The sequence below is a fragment of the Pseudomonas sp. 8O genome (assembly GCF_902506495.1).
GTDB classification, from domain to species: domain Bacteria; phylum Pseudomonadota; class Gammaproteobacteria; order Pseudomonadales; family Pseudomonadaceae; genus Aquipseudomonas; species Aquipseudomonas chaetocerotis.
The window spans coordinates 582,064-598,508 of sequence record NZ_LR733265.1 but is presented as its reverse complement, the minus strand read 5'-3'; the positions used below and the strand labels follow the sequence as shown (position 1 = coordinate 598,508).

General features: G+C 60.2%; 15 protein-coding genes and 3 tRNA genes. 12 read left to right on the top strand and 6 right to left on the bottom strand.

All coding sequences use genetic code 11. The features are described from left to right. The first annotated feature begins 3 nt into the window (after positions 1-3). The 3 genes from GV002_RS16255 (at position 4) to yacG (ending at position 1,848) form a co-directional block, all read left to right on the top strand. On the top strand, positions 4-870 hold the full coding sequence (locus tag GV002_RS16255; RefSeq protein ID WP_178094711.1) for a prepilin peptidase: 867 nt from the start codon (positions 4-6) through the stop codon (positions 868-870). A 178-nt stretch (positions 871-1,048) separates the two neighbouring features. Next, entirely contained in the window at positions 1,049-1,657 is a 609-nt protein-coding gene (gene coaE / locus GV002_RS16250; RefSeq protein WP_160019379.1) for a dephospho-CoA kinase, read from the top strand. After that, entirely contained in the window at positions 1,654-1,848 is a 195-nt protein-coding gene (yacG, locus tag GV002_RS16245) for a DNA gyrase inhibitor YacG (RefSeq protein WP_021487989.1), read from the top strand. Before coaE ends, yacG begins: the two co-directional genes overlap by 4 nt. A 93-nt stretch (positions 1,849-1,941) precedes the next feature. Here the strand turns inward: yacG and GV002_RS16240 are convergent, their stop codons facing one another. Continuing rightward, positions 1,942-2,157: a hypothetical protein gene (locus GV002_RS16240; RefSeq protein WP_160019378.1), complete on the bottom strand. Its 216-nt coding sequence runs from the start codon at positions 2,155-2,157 to the stop codon at positions 1,942-1,944. 107 nt (positions 2,158-2,264) lie between these two features. Continuing rightward, positions 2,265-2,954, bottom strand: a complete 690-nt coding sequence (locus GV002_RS16235; RefSeq protein ID WP_160020182.1) for an energy-coupling factor ABC transporter permease — start codon at positions 2,952-2,954, stop codon at positions 2,265-2,267. A gap of 208 nt (positions 2,955-3,162) precedes the next feature. Here GV002_RS16235 and GV002_RS16230 point away from each other — a divergent pair, with 208 nt between their 5' ends. The 4 genes from GV002_RS16230 to GV002_RS16215 all read left to right on the top strand — a co-directional run bounded on the left by GV002_RS16230 (position 3,163) and on the right by GV002_RS16215 (position 5,900). Then, on the top strand, positions 3,163-3,792 hold the full coding sequence (locus GV002_RS16230) for a DUF1780 domain-containing protein (RefSeq protein WP_004425012.1): 630 nt from the start codon (positions 3,163-3,165) through the stop codon (positions 3,790-3,792). Continuing rightward, on the top strand, positions 3,789-4,337 hold the full coding sequence (locus GV002_RS16225; RefSeq protein WP_160019377.1) for an MOSC domain-containing protein: 549 nt from the start codon (positions 3,789-3,791) through the stop codon (positions 4,335-4,337). Before GV002_RS16230 ends, GV002_RS16225 begins: the two co-directional genes overlap by 4 nt. 24 nt (positions 4,338-4,361) lie before the next feature. Beyond that, positions 4,362-4,535: a DUF3094 family protein gene (locus GV002_RS16220; protein WP_075745439.1), complete on the top strand. Its 174-nt coding sequence runs from the start codon at positions 4,362-4,364 to the stop codon at positions 4,533-4,535. A 63-nt stretch (positions 4,536-4,598) separates the two neighbouring features. After that, a complete protein-coding gene (locus tag GV002_RS16215) occupies positions 4,599-5,900 on the top strand; it encodes an NAD(P)/FAD-dependent oxidoreductase (RefSeq protein WP_160019376.1) in 1,302 nt (433 codons plus the stop codon). A gap of 266 nt (positions 5,901-6,166) precedes the next feature. Here the strand turns inward: GV002_RS16215 and GV002_RS16210 are convergent. The 3 genes from GV002_RS16210 to GV002_RS16200 all read right to left on the bottom strand — a co-directional run bounded on the left by GV002_RS16210 (position 6,167) and on the right by GV002_RS16200 (position 6,409). Then, a tRNA-Lys gene (locus tag GV002_RS16210) sits at positions 6,167-6,242 on the bottom strand. 5 nt (positions 6,243-6,247) lie between these two features. Next, positions 6,248-6,324, bottom strand: a tRNA-Pro gene (locus tag GV002_RS16205). Between the two features lie 9 nt (positions 6,325-6,333). Beyond that, positions 6,334-6,409 (bottom strand) — tRNA-Asn (locus GV002_RS16200). A 206-nt stretch (positions 6,410-6,615) separates the two neighbouring features. Here GV002_RS16200 and GV002_RS16195 point away from each other — a divergent pair. Both GV002_RS16195 and GV002_RS16190 read left to right on the top strand, forming a co-directional pair. Next, positions 6,616-8,940 (top strand): DUF1631 domain-containing protein, encoded by a 2,325-nt coding sequence (locus GV002_RS16195; RefSeq protein WP_160019375.1) that lies wholly within the window; start codon positions 6,616-6,618, stop codon positions 8,938-8,940. A 9-nt stretch (positions 8,941-8,949) separates the two neighbouring features. Next, entirely contained in the window at positions 8,950-9,282 is a 333-nt protein-coding gene (locus tag GV002_RS16190; RefSeq protein WP_160019374.1) for a PilZ domain-containing protein, read from the top strand. A 243-nt stretch (positions 9,283-9,525) separates the two neighbouring features. Here the strand turns inward: GV002_RS16190 and ettA are convergent, their stop codons facing one another. Beyond that, on the bottom strand, positions 9,526-11,217 hold the full coding sequence (gene ettA, locus GV002_RS16185) for an energy-dependent translational throttle protein EttA (RefSeq protein WP_160019373.1): 1,692 nt from the start codon (positions 11,215-11,217) through the stop codon (positions 9,526-9,528). 148 nt (positions 11,218-11,365) lie between these two features. Here ettA and GV002_RS16180 point away from each other — a divergent pair, with 148 nt between their 5' ends. The 3 genes from GV002_RS16180 to GV002_RS16170 are packed head-to-tail and all read left to right on the top strand — an operon-like array spanning position 11,366 to position 16,444. Next, the gene (locus GV002_RS16180) at positions 11,366-12,631 is read left to right on the top strand and encodes a site-specific integrase (RefSeq protein ID WP_160019372.1); all 1,266 of its coding nucleotides are present in this window, start codon (positions 11,366-11,368) and stop codon (positions 12,629-12,631) included. After that, a complete protein-coding gene (locus tag GV002_RS16175) occupies positions 12,628-14,232 on the top strand; it encodes a tyrosine-type recombinase/integrase (RefSeq protein ID WP_160019371.1) in 1,605 nt (534 codons plus the stop codon). The genes GV002_RS16180 and GV002_RS16175 overlap by 4 nt, the downstream gene beginning before the upstream one ends. Then, positions 14,210-16,444: a hypothetical protein gene (locus GV002_RS16170; protein WP_160019370.1), complete on the top strand. Its 2,235-nt coding sequence runs from the start codon at positions 14,210-14,212 to the stop codon at positions 16,442-16,444. Before GV002_RS16175 ends, GV002_RS16170 begins: the two co-directional genes overlap by 23 nt. Position 16,445 lies beyond the last annotated feature (1 nt).

The following is a 16,445-nucleotide window of genomic DNA, read 5'->3' as shown; positions in this document are numbered from 1 at the left end:
AACATGGCGTTCGACTTTATGGCCGACAATCTGTCGGCCTTTGTTTTTATCTGTGCGATTTTCGGCCTACTGATCGGCAGCTTCCTCAATGTCGTGGTTTATCGCCTACCGCTGATGCTGCAGCGCGACTGGCAAGGCCAGGCGCGGGAGGTACTGGAGTTACCGCCCACCGCACCAGCAGAAACCTTCAATCTCCTTCTGCCCAACTCTTCATGCCCTGATTGCGGTCATGAGATAAAGCCCTGGGAGAACATCCCGGTCATCAGCTATCTGTTTTTGCGCGGCAAGTGTTCGAACTGCAAGACTCCTATCAGCAAGCGTTACCCCATCGTCGAACTGGCCTGCGGCTTGCTCTCCGCTTACGTCGCCTGGCATTTCGGGTTTACCTGGCAGGCAGGCGCCATGCTGGTGCTGGCCTGGGGACTGCTGGCGATGAGCCTGATCGATGCCGATCACCAGATTCTGCCGGATGTGCTGGTGCTGCCACTGTTGTGGCTGGGCTTGATCGTCAATTACTTCGGGCTGTTCACCAGCCTGGAAGACGCGCTCTGGGGAGCGATTGCCGGTTACCTGAGCCTGTGGTCGGTGTACTGGCTGTTCAAGCTGATCACCGGCAAGGAAGGCATGGGTTACGGTGATTTCAAGCTGCTGGCGATGCTCGGCGCCTGGGGTGGCTGGCAGATTCTGCCGCTGACCATTCTGCTGTCGTCGCTGGTCGGGGCGGTGCTCGGCGTGATTCTGCTGCGCATGCGTGGCAGCGACTCCGGCACGCCGATTCCCTTTGGCCCTTATCTGGCGATTGCCGGGTGGATCGCCCTGCTGTGGGGTGATGTGATTACCGGCAGTTATCTGAAGTTCGCCGGTTTTTGAGCTAATCCAGCAACACTCGTCACTCCCGCGAAGGCGGGAGTCCAGGAGTCATCCTGACTCCACAAGCTGGGTCCCCGCATTCGCGGGGATGACGGATCGCGGCCACACGCGGTTCGCATCGCATCCAATTCCCCCCTACAATCGCGGCCTTGAGCAGTAACGAGGCCACATTGGCGTTATGAAACCCTGGATACTCGGCCTGACTGGCGGCATTGGCAGCGGCAAGAGCGCGGTGGCGCAAGGCTTTATCGAGCGTGGCGTGCACGTGGTGGACGCCGATCATGCGGCGCGCTGGGTGGTCGAACCGGGACGTCCGGCGCTGACCAGGATCGTCGAGCATTTCGGCGAGGGCGTACTGCAAGCCAATGGCGAGCTGGACCGCGCCGCACTGCGCAAACTGATATTTGCCGCCCCCGAGCAACGCCGCTGGCTGGAAAGCCTGCTGCATCCGCTGATCGGTCAGGAGATCGTTCAGGTGCTGGCGCGCGCAGAATCGCCCTATGCCATTCTGGTGTCGCCACTGCTGGTCGAGTCCGGCCAGCGGCAGATGACCCAACGCATATTGGTCGTCGACACGCCTGCCGAGCTGCAGGTGCAACGCACCATCGCGCGCGACCAGAGTTCGGAAGAACAGGTGCGCGCCATCATGCAGGCCCAGGCCAGCCGCGAAGAGCGCCTGCGTCATGCTCACGACGTGCTGATCAATGATCGTGATATGGCCTGGCTGGACGCGGAGGTCGAGCGCCTGCACAACTTCTATCTGACCCTGCGTGGAGGCCAGCCATGACCATTACCGTTCAATGCCCAACCTGTAGCGCGCCCGTCGAGTGGAAAGCCGAAAACACCTACCGCCCCTTCTGCTGCGAGCGCTGCAAGCTGATCGATCTGGGCGCCTGGGCTGCCGAAGAGCACGCGATTCCCGGCAACGACCTGGAAGACGAGATGTTCAGCGGCGAGCTGCCGACCAGGCCGCATTGACGAGCGTTCGCGGCTGAAGCCGCTCCTACAGCGCCTACGGAAGACCATCAGCATCATGCGCGCAGGCGGTGCGCACGGCGCACCCTACGGGGCTCAGGGGCGCATGAAGGCGTAATCGCGATCATCGTCGAGGTTGTCGGCGAGAAACTGCAGTTCGCCAGCCAGTTCCTGAGCGTCGCGCAGCGCCTTGTTCTGCTGCACGATTTCCGCCAGCAGCGCACGCAATGCCATCAGGCGCTCGAAACCCTGCGCCTCGGCGTCGCGCAAATCATCGTGCAGAGCACTTCTGGCCCAACTGTGAATACTCATGTTCAAATCCCTCGCAGGCGTTTGTCACAGCATGCCGGCAGGCCCGCTCCGAGCCTTGATCAGGATCAATCCCGGCAGCGCCATTCAATCGGCCAATACAGCGCCATTCACTCACCGCGATCACCCTCCTTCCAGGGCGCCTGCAGATAGCGGCTGCGATTGAAGGTTTCCAGCCAGTCCGGGTAGAACACCACGAGCGCGGTGACGATGGTGCCGTTGATAAAGGCTTCGGGGAACGCCACCAACCACAGGTAGCCGGCAAAGTCGTCCAGCCAGGGTGGCATGGGGAACAGCCCGTCCATCCACAACAGGGCAAGGCCGCCGAGCAGCGTCATCAGCGTAGCCAGCGCTGCCGGAAAGAAACCGCAGAAGAAGATATAGACGAACAGGTTACGCGGCTGCGCGCGCTCGACACGGATCGCGCACAGCTCGGTGATCAGCACCGGAATCAGCACCAGCAGCACGCCGTTGATGCCGAGCGAGGCCAGGTCCATGCGACCGATAGCCAGCAGGCCAAGCTGCGCCGCCAGGCCCGCCAGCACGGCAAGTGGCCAGTCGAGCAGCAGGGTTACGGCGGTCATGCCGATGAAGTGATAGGAAAGCCCGGAGTCGAAATCGCGGCGCACCAGCCATAGCAGAAACAGCGCGAGCATGGTGCCGAACAGCAGATGCTGGCGGCGCAGGTCACTGAACAGCTCGACCCACGGCGCCCGTGTTATCGCCCAGAGCAGCGCCAGCCCATAGACCAGCCAGCCGCCCAACAAGGTGGAGAAAGCCAGTAGATTGGAAGCGATCATGCGCACACCCTTCTCTTCATTCATCGCCGTGCCAGGGAGTCTACACCGGCACTCGGATTTGATTTTGCCGGCAGAGCAACTGCAATGGCGACTGCCCTGCCATTGATCGACAACAGCCAACAAAGCCCAGCTGGATTTCCACGCTCACTGGAACGACTGGAGTTGCCGGCACTGGCAAGCCAGCCTGCGCTGCAGCTAAGCTTCGGACATGGACGATTCCGACTATCTGCGCCTGCTGACGCACCAGGCCGAACAAGCCAATGCCTTCCTCTCCAACGCCAAGAAATGGGAGCGTGAGCGTTGGGTTTGTCAGCGCCTGCTGCAAGCGCTGAACGTGCGTCACCACAGCGATGACTTCACGCCCAGCGGCCAGGAGCCGCCGGACGTGCTGTTTCGCGATGCCAATTTCGAAGTGTTTTTCGTGCTCGATGAAGGCCGGCGCCTGAATGACGAGTGGCGCGCCGAGCTGGAGCGGCGACGCAGCGCCTTTTCCCTGAGCCAGCTGGTACGCCGCGAAGCACGCCCCAAACGCATTCCAGCCAGCGAGATGCAGGCGAGGCTGGCGCCGACCTTGCGCAAGAAGGCGCATAACTACCGCGAGCGCGGCATCGACCTCGGCGAACTCGACCTGGTCGCCTTCGTCAGCCTCAAGCGCGCCGTGCTCGATTGCAACAGCCACTTCCCGCCACCCACCGAATACCTGCGCCAGGGCTGGCGCTCGTTGTCGCTGGTCGGTCCGCGCTTCGCCCGTGTGCTGTTCGCTCACCCGGACGCGCCGGACTTTCTGCGGCAAAATCTCGGACGCAGCCTGCTGTTCGACATCGGTATCGGCCTATGAGCCCCTTGCAGGAATTGCTGGCCGATGTACCGCAGGTCGGCCAGGTGCGCTGGCTAGGCGTACGCCCCAAGGCACGTGAGGCAATGCTCGAAGTCGAAGTCGTGGAAGCCCGGCGTGAAGCCGGCCTGACCGGCGATCACAGCCGCCCCGGGCCACGCAATGCGCGGCAGGTCACGCTGATCCAGTGGGAACACCTGGCCGTCGTCGCTGCCCTGCTCGGTCGCGATGCGCCCATGCAGCCCAGCGAGCTGCGCCGTAATATCGCGGTCGCCGGCATCAATCTGTTCAGCCTCAAGGGCCGGCGTTTTCGCATTGGCCAGGCGCTGCTGGAAACCACCGGCTGGTGCCAACCCTGTGCCCGTCTGGAGGAACGCCTTGGTCGCGGCACCTTCCAGGCCATGCGTGGCCATGGCGGCATTACCGCTCGCGTGATCGAAGGCGGCATCATCCGCCTGGAGGACGCCGTAAGCGTTGAAATCCTTGACCCATTATCTGACCCGCAGGACAACGACGCTCGCCAAGGCTGGCGGGCACGCCTAGAATAGCGGCATTCAAGCAGAGGCCCGCCCATGACCAGTCGCCTGAGCCCCGAAGACCAGCAGAAAGTCGACCACTACCTGAGCGCACCGCAGCATCAGGTCGAACGTCAGCCATTTCGCGTCTGGCGTCTACTGGCGGTAGTCATGGTCGTGACCATTGGCCTGGGCCTGCTGAGCCGCCTTCTGAGTCGACTGGTGCTATGAGCTGCCTTGCGCTCGCCCTCTCGCACTCACACCGCATTTTTCAAAGCCTTGTGAGCAATATCCATGTCCCATCGCATCGTGATTGTCGGCGGAGGCGCCGGCGGTTTGGAGCTGGCCACCCGTCTGGGTAGAAAACTGGGCAAGAGTGGCGCCGCCCGCATCATTTTGGTCGACGCCAACCTCACCCATATCTGGAAGCCCCTGCTGCACGAAGTGGCCGCCGGCTCGCTGAACTCCTCGGAAGACGAACTGAACTACGTGGCCCAGGCCAAGTGGAATCATTTCGAGTTCCAGCTCGGGCGCATGTCCGACCTCGACCGTGCCGGCAAGAGCATTACCCTGGCACCGACTCTGGATGACGACGGCCAGGTGCTGATGCCTGAGCGTCGGATCACCTACGACAGCCTGGTCATTGCCGTTGGCAGCACCACCAATGACTTCGGCACGCCTGGCGCCGCCGAGCACTGCATTTTCCTCGACACTCGCGCGCAGGCTGAGCGCTTCCATCGCCGTATGCTCAGCCACTACCTGCGCGCGCACGCCAACGAGAGCGAAGACGGCTCGAAGATCGACATTGCCATCGTCGGCGCTGGTGCCACAGGGGTCGAGCTGGCAGCGGAACTGCACCACGCCGCCAAGCAACTGGCTGCCTATGGCCTGAATCGCATTCGCCCCGAAGATATGCGCATCACCCTGATCGAAGCCGGGCCGCGTGTACTGCCTGCCCTGCCCGAGCGCATCGCGCGTCCGGTGCATAAGACCCTGGAGAAGCTCGGCGTCACCGTACTGACCGGCGCCGCCGTCAGTGAAGTGACTGCCGATGGCCTGAAAACCGCCGACGGCAACTTCATCCCGGCCAGCCTGAAAGTCTGGGCTGCCGGCATCCGCGCCCCCGGTTTTCTCAAGGATCTCGATGGTCTGGAGAGCAACCGTATCAACCAGTTGCAGGTTCGTCCGACCCTGCAAACGACGCTCGATGACGACGTGTTCGCCTTTGGCGACTGCGCAGCCTGTCCACAGCCCGGCACCGAAGGCCGCAACGTGCCGCCACGCGCCCAGGCAGCGCATCAGCAGGCATCGCTGCTGGCCAAGTCGCTACGCTTGAAGATCAGCGCCCAGCCGCTGCCGGAATACCACTATCGCGACTACGGCTCGCTGATCTCGCTGTCGAGCTTCTCAGCGGTCGGTAACCTGATGGGTAATCTGACCGGCAGCGTCATGCTCGAAGGCTGGCTGGCACGGGTGTTCTACGTGTCGCTGTACCGCATGCACCAGATGGCCCTGTATGGCGTGCCACGCACCCTGCTGCTGATGCTCAGTGATCGCATCGGGCGCAGCACCGAGCCGCGTCTGAAGCTGCACTGAAGCAGCGGAAACAGGCGTTGTAGGGTGGGCCGGGCGGCGATCCGCTTCAGCCCACCTCTCACCCCCGCTGGTGGGCTAAAGCCCACCCTACGAGCTAGAAGCGGACGCAGGGCGGGACAGGGGGAGACGAGCAGATGCGTAGCCCGGATGAAATCCGGGACGCTCTCGATACAGAACAGCCGCCCCGGGCCGCATTCGAGCCGCGTCGCAAAAACCAAACACGCAAAAACGAAAAAGCCCGCACTAGGCGGGCTTGTTCGTTGTGGTGGTGGGTCGTGTAGGATTCGAACCTACGACCAATTGGTTAAAAGCCAACTGCTCTACCAACTGAGCTAACGACCCAAAAATGGTCGGGGTAGGGGGATTCGAACTCCCGACATCTTGCTCCCAAAGCAAGCGCGCTACCGGACTGCGCTATACCCCGATAGGAAGTTGGCTCCGCGACCTGGACTCGAACCAGGGACCCAATGATTAACAGTCATTTGCTCTACCGACTGAGCTATCGCGGAACTTCGGTCTTCCAGCTCTGCTGCGCTTCGGCTTTCGCTTTACCGCTTCAGAGGCGCGCCATTTTACGTAGCAAAATTTCCCTGTCAACCCCTGCAAACTGCTTTTATGACAATGCTTTGCAGGCAAGCCATGGACTACTATATGTTTCATCGAACTGCGGCACGACGCAGGACGCGCCAGCCGACGACGCCAGTCAGGACAGTCCATGAGCAACCAGGACAAGCCCCCCATTCACCCCAAGGTGGTCAGCCTCGCCAGCCGCGGTATACAGCCGCGCTTCAGCGATCTGGTACAAGCCTGCCGCAAACTGGTGATGAATCGACTGGCGGAGCATCTGAGCGGTGTATTCGGCCAAGTCGATGACACCCTGTTCGAGTGCGCCGAGAAAGCCGAGAACAACAAGGTGCAGACGTTGTTCTTCGACAACATGCGCGAGATCCGCCGCCAGCGTCCACAGATCGAGCGCAGCTACCACCAGGCCATCGCCAACAATTTTTCCGATTTCCTCGACGGCAAGCTGCAGGATCAGACGCCGGCCGAAGTGGACCCCGAGCAGTTGGCCCTGGTGCAGAACGAGGATTACGAAGAAACCCTGCAAGTCACCAATATGGTCAGCCGGGTCAAGGCACGCTGCACCCAGCCGCTGTTCGCTCTGGAGCAGCGCCTGGCGCTGCTCAACAACGGCCAGAAGCTCGGCGAGGACAGCAACCCTTTCGGCCCACAGGCCATTGCCCAGGCGTTTCGCGATGCGCTGGCGCCCTGCCCCTTCCCGCTGCAGATCAAGACCATCCTGTACATGCTCTTCGATCGCCATGTGATGCAGAGCCTCGATTCACTCTATGCTGCACTCAACCAGCGCCTGATCGATGCCGGCGTGCTTCCCAACCTCAAGTACAGCGCGCAGATCAATCAAAGCGTCAGCCGCCCCGATGCGCCTCAGGCAGAAGCCCCGACACCCCAACAACAAGCACCGGGCAGACCGGGCGCAACGTCTGCCCCCGTGGAACCGGCGCTGTTCGACCTCGATCTCAGCGCACCGCCGCCGAGCGATCCGGCGGCGCTGTTCAGCGGCCTGTCCAGCCTGCTCGGCGAGCACCGCCAGAGCCACCCGGACGCCCCGCTCCTGGGCGGTACACGGAGCATCATCAGCTTCTCGCCGCGCGAGGCCAGCCGCACCTACAGCGCCAGCGAATTGCTCGCTGCGCTCAACCGCATGCAACAGCAGTCGGCCCACGAACTGGCCCAACGCCTGCACCAACCGCAAGCCGTTGAAGGCCTCAAGGCCGACCTGCAGCAGCAATTGGAATCGCACAGCAGCCTGCCGGGCGACAGCAAGGTGTCCGATCAGGAAGCCGACGTGATCGACCTGGTTGGCATGCTGTTCGACTTCATCCTCGATGACGAGAACCTGCCGGACGCCTGCAAGACCGCACTTTCGCACCTGCATACGCCCTACCTGAAAATTGCGCTGCAGGACAAGGCGCTGTTCACCCAGCACCACCATCCGGCGCGACGCCTGCTCAACACCATGGCCCAGGCTGGCGTGCTGTACGGCAGCGAAGGTGACGAACGCAGCCTGCTGGCCAAGATGCAATGGGTGGTCGAACGGGTGATTCACGGCTTCAGCGGTGACCTGGCGCTGTTCGACAGTCTGATCGAGGAGTTCAACGAATATGTCGAGACCCTGCGCCACAAGGTCGAACTGCGCGAACGCCGCGCGATAGAGGCTGCCAAGGGCCGTGACCGCCTGCTTGGGGCTCGCGAGCAGGCGCTTGAGGTGGTTCAGCGATGCGTCGGGCAACGCAACCTGCCGACAATCATCCGCAACTTCCTCGAGCTGACCTGGGCCGACGTCCTGGTTTTCGTCTTGCTGCGCCATGGCGAGCAGAGCACGGAGTGGAAGCGCTCCTGCGAAGTGGCCGAACAGCTGGCCTGGAGCGGCACACCGCTTGGCGAGGCCGAGGTGCTGCAATTGCAGGAACAGCGCGTGCCCATGCTCAGCGACCTGCGCAAGGGCCTGGAATTGCTCGGCGGCTACCATGAGGATGGCATCCGTCGCCTGCTGCAGGACCTGGTGGCCTGCCAGCATGCGGTGCAAGCCAAACAACCGCAGTTGGCCGACCAACTCAAACCCACCCTGCCAGAAAGCCCTCTGGGCGCCATGCTCGGAGAGGATGCCGATCTGGCTCGCCAGGCACCTTCGCGCAGCAAGCTCTCGGTACATGCACAAGCCCTGGCCAAGGAATTGGCCAGCGTCGAATTCGGCACCTGGTTCGAGTTCGTCGAGGGCGACAAGAGCCGCGTACTCAAGCTTTCCTGGTTCAGCCCGACCACGCACAACTACATGTTCGTCGACCACAGCGGCCAACGCGTGGCGATCAAGCCGCTGACCCTGCTGGCCAGCGAGATGGAAAAGGGCCTGGCCCGCATCGTGACACCCGAACGCGCGACGCCACTGGTGGATCGCGCGCTGACTGCCATTTACCGTGTGCTGCAGCGCTTCACTGGGCGCACGGCCGAACCCCGCTGAGGAATTCCCATGGAAGAGCGTCGTCAACACAGCCGCCATGGTACCGAAATGCAGCTGGAGGTCTTCGACCTGAACAGCGGACAGCGCCTGGGCCGTATAGTCGACCTGTCTGCCGATGGTTTCATGCTGTTCAGCGACACCCCCCACACCGCCGACGCGGTGCTGGAATGCCGCCTGGTGTGCACCTCAGGTAGCGATTCGGTACAAGAAGTGCGCCTGGGCGCCGACTGCCTGTGGAGCCGCCCCGGTGCCGACGGCCAGCATTGCTGGGCCGGTTTTCATATCATCGATCTGGCCGAGGACCAGGCCAAGGCGCTGGAAAGCCTGCTGGCCAGGCTCTGAAGTAGGGTGCGCTGTGCGCACCGATATTCCAGCGTAACCGGTGCGCACGGCGCACCCTACGAAACCAAAGCAACCTTTCGTGGGGCGCCGCTCCTGCAGATGACCGGCGCCCACAACAAAAAACGGAGCCCGCAGGCTCCGTTTTTTCATCCCGGCGTAACACCGGGATATCGCATGTTGGGTTACGCGGCGCACTCTGCTCGTGAAAACAACCAATGACGTGCTTGGCGCCGCTAACCCACCCTACGCCAGCTTCTTGTAGCGCACGCGGTGCGGCTGCGCGGCGGCATCGCCCAGGCGTTTCTTGCGGTCGGCTTCGAACTCGGTGTAGTTGCCTTCGAAGAAGTTGACCTTGCCATCGTCCTCGTAGGAGAGGATATGCGTGGCGATACGGTCGAGGAACCAGCGATCGTGGGAAATCACCACGGCGGCGCCCGGGAAGTCCAGCAGCGCCTCTTCCAACGCGCGCAGGGTTTCCACGTCGAGGTCGTTGGACGGTTCGTCGAGCAGCAGCACGTTGCCGCCCTGCTTCAGGGTCAGCGCCATGTGCAGGCGACCGCGCTCACCACCGGAGAGGTCCTTGACGAACTTCTGCTGGTCGGCGCCCTTGAAGTTGAAGCGCCCGACGTAACCGCGCGACGGCACCTCGTAGTTGCCCACCTTGATCATGTCGAAGCCGTCGGAAATCTGCTCCCACACGGTCTTGTTGCCTTCGAGCATCTCGCGGCTCTGCTCGACGCTGGCGATCTGTACGGTTTCACCGATCTCGATATGGCCGGAATCCGGCTGCTCCTTGCCGGTGATCATGCGCAGCAGAGTCGACTTACCAGCGCCGTTACCGCCGATCACGCCGACGATGGCGCCTTTGGGAATGCTGAAGGACAGGTCGTCGATCAGCACGCGGTCGCCGAAGGACTTCGACACGTTGTGGAAATCGATGACCTTGTCGCCCAGACGCGGGCCAGCCGGGATGTAGATCTCGTTGGTCTCGCTGCGCTTCTGGAATTCCTGCGATTGCATTTCCTCGAAGCGTTGCAGACGCGCCTTGGATTTGGACTGACGCGCCTTGGCACCCTGGCGCACCCACTCCAGTTCGGCCTTCATCGCCTTGGCGTGTGACGCCTCGGCCTTGGCTTCCTGAGCCAGACGGTTGGCCTTCGATTCCAGCCAGCCGGAGTAGTTGCCCTCGAAGGGGATACCGTGGCCGCGGTCGAGTTCGAGAATCCAGCCGGCGACGTTATCGAGGAAGTAACGGTCGTGGGTGATGGCCACCACGGTGCCGGGGAAATCGTGCAGGAAGCGCTCCAGCCAGGCGACCGAGTCAGCGTCCAGGTGGTTGGTCGGCTCGTCGAGCAGCAACATGTCTGGCGCCGACAGCAGCAGGCGACACAGCGCCACGCGGCGTTTCTCACCACCGGACAGGTGCTCGATCTTGGCGTCCCAGGCCGGCAAACGCAGGGCGTCGGCGGCGACTTCCAGCTGGCGCTCCAGGTTGTGACCATCGGAAGCCTGCAGAATGGCTTCGAGTTTGGCCTGCTCGGCAGCCAGGGCGTCGAAGTCGGCGTCCGGCTCGGCGTAAGCGGCGTAGACCTCGTCAAGACGAGCCTGGGCCTGCTTGATCTCGCCTACTGCCTCTTCGACGATGTCGCGCACCGTCTTGCTCGGGTCGAGCTGTGGCTCCTGTGGCAGATAGCCGACCTTGATCCCCGGCATCGGACGGGCTTCACCGTCGATCTCGGTGTCGACGCCGGCCATGATGCGCAGCAACGTGGACTTACCGGCACCGTTGAGGCCCAGCACGCCGATCTTGGCGCCTGGGAAGAATGACAGGGAGATGTCCTTGAGAATTTCACGCTTCGGCGGGACAACCTTGCTGACCCGATGCATGCTGTAGACGTAAGAGCCTGTTTTGCCTGCTTTGTCACTTTTGGACATGGTTTTATTCGCCTTTAATCCTTTATTTTCAGTGTTTTGAGGGTAGAGACAGGCGCTTAAATTCAGGAAAAGAAAACGTTAAGTTTTGCGCTGACTGTCTGACACCCCTGACTATACTTAGAAAAGTTATGTTTTATGAGGGAGCAACATGGGTTTTCAGGTCATAGAACAGGTGGTGAATGCTGCTAGAAGAAAGGTGCTGGTGCAAGACTACATCCCGGTCTACTACCCCAACCTATACATCACCATGGAGCACTCGGGCAGAGCCCTCGAAACGACCAAGAAGTACCTTGAGCATCTGGCTGTGTTTGAGGAGTTTCTGGCTTTTTCCTCCATTGATCTGATTTCTCACCTCGAACAGCGCCCTCACAGCCAATACCTGACAGACAGTGAGCTTTCTAGGTTTGTGTCGGACGCAGGGTTTAGCAAGGAAACCTTGGCCAAGAAGTATGCGGGGGTGCGTTTGCATCCGACTGCCTACAAATCCGTCGGCAAAGTCCATGCGCGGCAACGAATCGAGGCGGTACGCGACTATCTGGCCTTCCTCTATGACAAGTTGGGTGATCACTCAAAACGATATGAGGCGGTTGACGATCTGAAGAAGCGCATCAACCGCAAGATCAAAGCGACCAGCCCTGCGTGGAAAAAAACGCGAACGGACGAAATGAAAGGGCTTACGAGTCAGGAGCGAACTCGATTGCTGGAAATCATGCATCCGGATAGCGCCGAGAACCCCTTTTCAGATGAAGCCATCAGGCTGCGTAACTACATCATTTTGCTGCTGGGTCTCGACATGGGGCTGCGACGCTCCGAGATGCTGCTGATCAAGACCAGCGACATTCACTGGCACAGTCGTCAACTAGCGGTGGTCAACCTAGAGGATGAGAGCCTCGATCCACGAACCATGGCCCCGCAATTCAAAACACACGAGCGCATGCTGGTGATGACCGATGACCTATATGACGCAATCACTGAGTACGAATCGAAATATCGCCACAGAAAGCCCCGTAACGGCTCATCGCGGGCGAGAAGGCATCCGTTTTTGCTGGTGGCGCACAAGCGAAATGAGGGCGGACCTCTGACCATCAAGGCAGTGGATGGTGTTCTGTCCAAGGTCCGAGAAATAGCGCCGGAACTGGCTCATGTGCACCCACATATTCTGAGGCATGACGCGGTCTACACGATGCTGGAGAGCATGCGTGAGGAATTGGCAGTGCTCACGCCGGAGGATCGCACCACGCAAGTTCAAAAGACCCTCACATGGATGTTCGGCTGGAGTCCCGAATCGAACATGCCCGGCCTCTACGGCGCGAAATTCTGGAAGGAAGAGGCAGACAAAGCGATACAGAAACGGGCCGAGCGGTTTACCGCCAACCGTCAGAGGGTCGGCACGACACAAGGAGGATCAGAGTGAACATCGCCGTCGAAGCACTTCAGGCACCCACGAAGGACAGCCTCGATGCATGGCTGAACACGCCTCGCCTGGCCAAGTGCGGGGAAGTTTTCACACCGACTCACCCCATGTGGAAACCGGATAAATCGGCTAATCACTCAGTCAACTGGGAAGCGGCTATTGCCTGCGTCTCGCCGGATTGGCAGCCCTGGTTGCACGCCGCCCTGGCGTACCGAATGGCCGATCTGGAAGCGGGTACGGTTGCTAACACGACAAGTGCATTGTCGCGGGCTGCTCAGGCCGGGATTGACCCGCTCAACGAGGATCACCTGATCGCTCTGCGGGAGCGCTTGAACAGTTCTGAGTTTAGTGCCATTGCCGCTTGCATGGCGTTTTGGCACGACTGCGAATCCCTCGAACAGCGCCCCTCGCAACCCCTGATCGATGCCTACCAGGCACTGCCCAGGAAAAAGCATTCCAGCAACGATGTGATCCTCAGCCTGGACCCCGAAAAAGGCCCGTTCACGCAGGTGGAGCAAGACGCTCTGCACCAATGGATACATGAGCAGTTTTGTCACGGGCAGCTAGATTTCGAGCAGTTCCTTTACCTGCGCATGTTGATGATTTACGGACAGCGTGGTGCTCAGGTGCGAATGATGATTTTTGGTGATTTCACGAAGAGCGATCAGGGCTGCAAGGTCAGGTTTCATTGGGCAAAGCAAAGAGACGACGAGACGGGTTGGCGAGCAAAGTCCGAAACATTCAGTCTAGATGAGGATCTCTACAACACCGTGCAGGCCTACAAGGCAATGGTTCTGGCGCAACTCTGGCAAACGTATCCAGACGGTGCCGACTGGAATGCAGCCATTGAGAATGTGCCCCTCTTTCGTCGGAAGCTGGATGATGATGCAGAACCTTGGGAGCGAGTGAATCCCCCTGTTTTGCTCGACAGCCCCCTTCAAAAAGGCCTCGAAGACGCGCCACAGCCGATATTTCATGTCGGATCAGACGCGATCAAGTATTGGCTTAGGTGCATCGAGCAGATGGAGGGCTTTCCGATTTCGCCTCGCACCCATCAGCCGCTGAAAGTGACGCGGGGGCACCGGTTCAGGCACACCCTCGGCACGGATCTTTCCAATGCGGGGCTGGATGAGTGGACGATGGCCCGCGCATTGATGCACAAAAATACTCGGACAGTGCGAAAGTACCGAGCCGTGTCGCCGGAGTTGCTGGAGTTGATCGACGCGAAGGTGAGCGACCATCTGGCCTTGGTTGTGAATGCGTTCACCGGGGTCATCGTCACGGATCGCACCTCAGCGAAAAACGGGGATCGAGCGGATCGACAAATCGAGGATGTGGCAGTATGCGGTGCCACTGCCGCCTGCCATCTCGATGCGCCGTACACCTGTTACGCATGCGGAAAGTTCCAACCCCTTCTGTACGCCAATCACCGCGCGGTCCTTGAGCGATTAGAACGTCGTCGGGCACAAACCATTGTCACGGATAAAACGACCGGCGTGCTCTGGGATCGGGCCATTCTGGCTTGCCGCAAGGTGATTCTGGATTGTGAGGCCATGCTCCAATCAGGGAGGAAGCCGAATGACCGATGCGTTTCATTTTGAACCGACGAACAACATTGTCGATTTTAAGCCCAGGAGCCAACTGGCTGCGGAGGCTCAGCTCGCGGCGTTTATCGAATGGGCAAAGCAGACCCTGCCCAAAGGCATTCCCAATCGAGTGCACGCGAGTATTCGCTGGGAAGACGGCAGTTGGCACCAGCATGGCGTCCATGCCTGTAGCTTCACGGCGCACGGATCGACCATAGCAGCCCCAAAGGCGATGCAGGCACCCTTCACGGAGTTTGCCAAAGCCATGGTGGTGTACCGGCGGGTGTATTTGAAGAAAAAATCACTTAACAACGTGCTGAATGCCCTGAAGGCGCTGGAAGTCGCCCTGTTCGAGTTGACCGGTACGCGGGATGTGACGCGGGTGTCCGCCGCTGTCTGTAATAAAGCGTGCGAGCACATGAACCGTCACTGGACAAAAGGCGACACCGCATACCAGCACGGCCGGGCACTTGAGGCCCTCATCACCCTGATGCGGACCAAAAAACTGCTCAAGTCGGATTTCCGGTGGACCACTCCGCTGACGCTGAGGCCGCGTGGCACGCTCAAGCAGCAAAAAGCGGATCGGGAACAAAAGCTGCCCAGCCCCGACGCGATCAGAGCCCTCGGGCAAGTTTTCACTAACGAATTGACCCGCCCCCTTGATATCGTTGTGACATCCGCCTGTGCACTGTTGCTGAGTGCACCCAGTCGCGTGGGTGAATTGGCGGATGTTGAATTGGATTGCCTAGTATTCAAAGAGGATACCCAGGGCAATCGGCGCATGTTCCTGCGCTGGTATGCGGAAAAGAAAAACCAGGTGACGCTGAAGCCCGTCGTTAAGCCTGAGATGGAGCAGGTCGTCGAGCGGGCCATCACGTTACTAAAACCGATCACTGATGAGGCGCGGGCTTACGCCGCCTGGCTGGAAGATCACCCCGATGAGTTTCCGTCCCATAAAGGACGACCACCCAAGGAGCCTGATGAACCGCTCACGTACATCGAAGCCTGTGCAGCGCTGAAACTCACAGTTTCTAGGGACTACAGTCCGCGACAAGTATTCTATGCCAAGTTCCTGAAATCCTTGGAGAAGCAAAAGGCGCTCAGCCCCACCGCCCAGGCCGTCTTGGCCGAGATCCGTGACGGGTGGAAAACCCCAAGGAAGAAGATCTTCGTCGAGGGCAGGCCAGGAGTCCAGGGTGTTGAACTTGACGACCAGTGTGTAATCACGCTGCGCAAGCTCAATGTGCTGTTGCGGGAGAAGTATCTTCCAAAGGATTTCCCATACACCACGCAGTACACCGAGGGCAAAGCTCGTGTGAAGTACCGTGATGCGTTGTTCACCGTGCGCACTGGAGCACTGACTGAAGACTCAGGTCACGTTGCGGTGAAACACGGGTTTGGCGTGGAGATCGCGGCGAACACTGGCCGATTGAATGTGCAATTAGGCGGTACGAACAACCTGCAAACGAAAAGCCTGTTCGAGCGCCATGGCTACCCCGGCGTCAAGGTCAACACGCATGCGTTTCGGCACGAATTAAACACGCGGATGCACCAGGCCGGCCTGTCGCAACTCCTGATTGACGCCTTCTCCGGGCGCACGACGATGGGATCGGTCTACAACCATGAAACCATCGAGGAACGCACTCAAGGGGTTGCGGCTTACCACCCCAAAACGAAGTACAGCACCGCTGCTCAGCGTCTGGAAAAGGTCAAAACCAATCAGCCGCTGAGCCTGGTTGAAGTGAGGGAGTTGCGCGAGGGTGAGCAGGATCGCATCATCCATCAAACCCATCTCGGCGTCTGTGTGCACAACTTTGCTTCCGAGCCCTGCCCGAAAATGGGAGCCTGTTTGGACTGCGGGCTGCTCGGTTGCGTCAAAGGGGATGACGTGAAGCTTGGTAACCTCATGGAGGAACGCGACGACCTTAAACTCCGCCTCGATAAAGCCCTGGATGCGCATTCTCGGGGTTTTTTTGGGGCATCGGAGTCGGCCCAAAAACTGGGTGAGAAGCTCTATAAGTGCGAGGCGCTCATCCAAACGCTGGAAACCCCCGAACTCGAAAACGGTGCCATTGTGTGGAACGCCGATAGCGGTTGGACGCTGGCCAAGAACGCCGCCGCAATGTCGGGGCTGATCGAAGTCAAAGTCATTGAGGAGAACCAGACGCAAGAGGCGTTACCATCGCTGGATGACGTCTTGGCTTTCCTGGATGAGATTGAGGATTAAA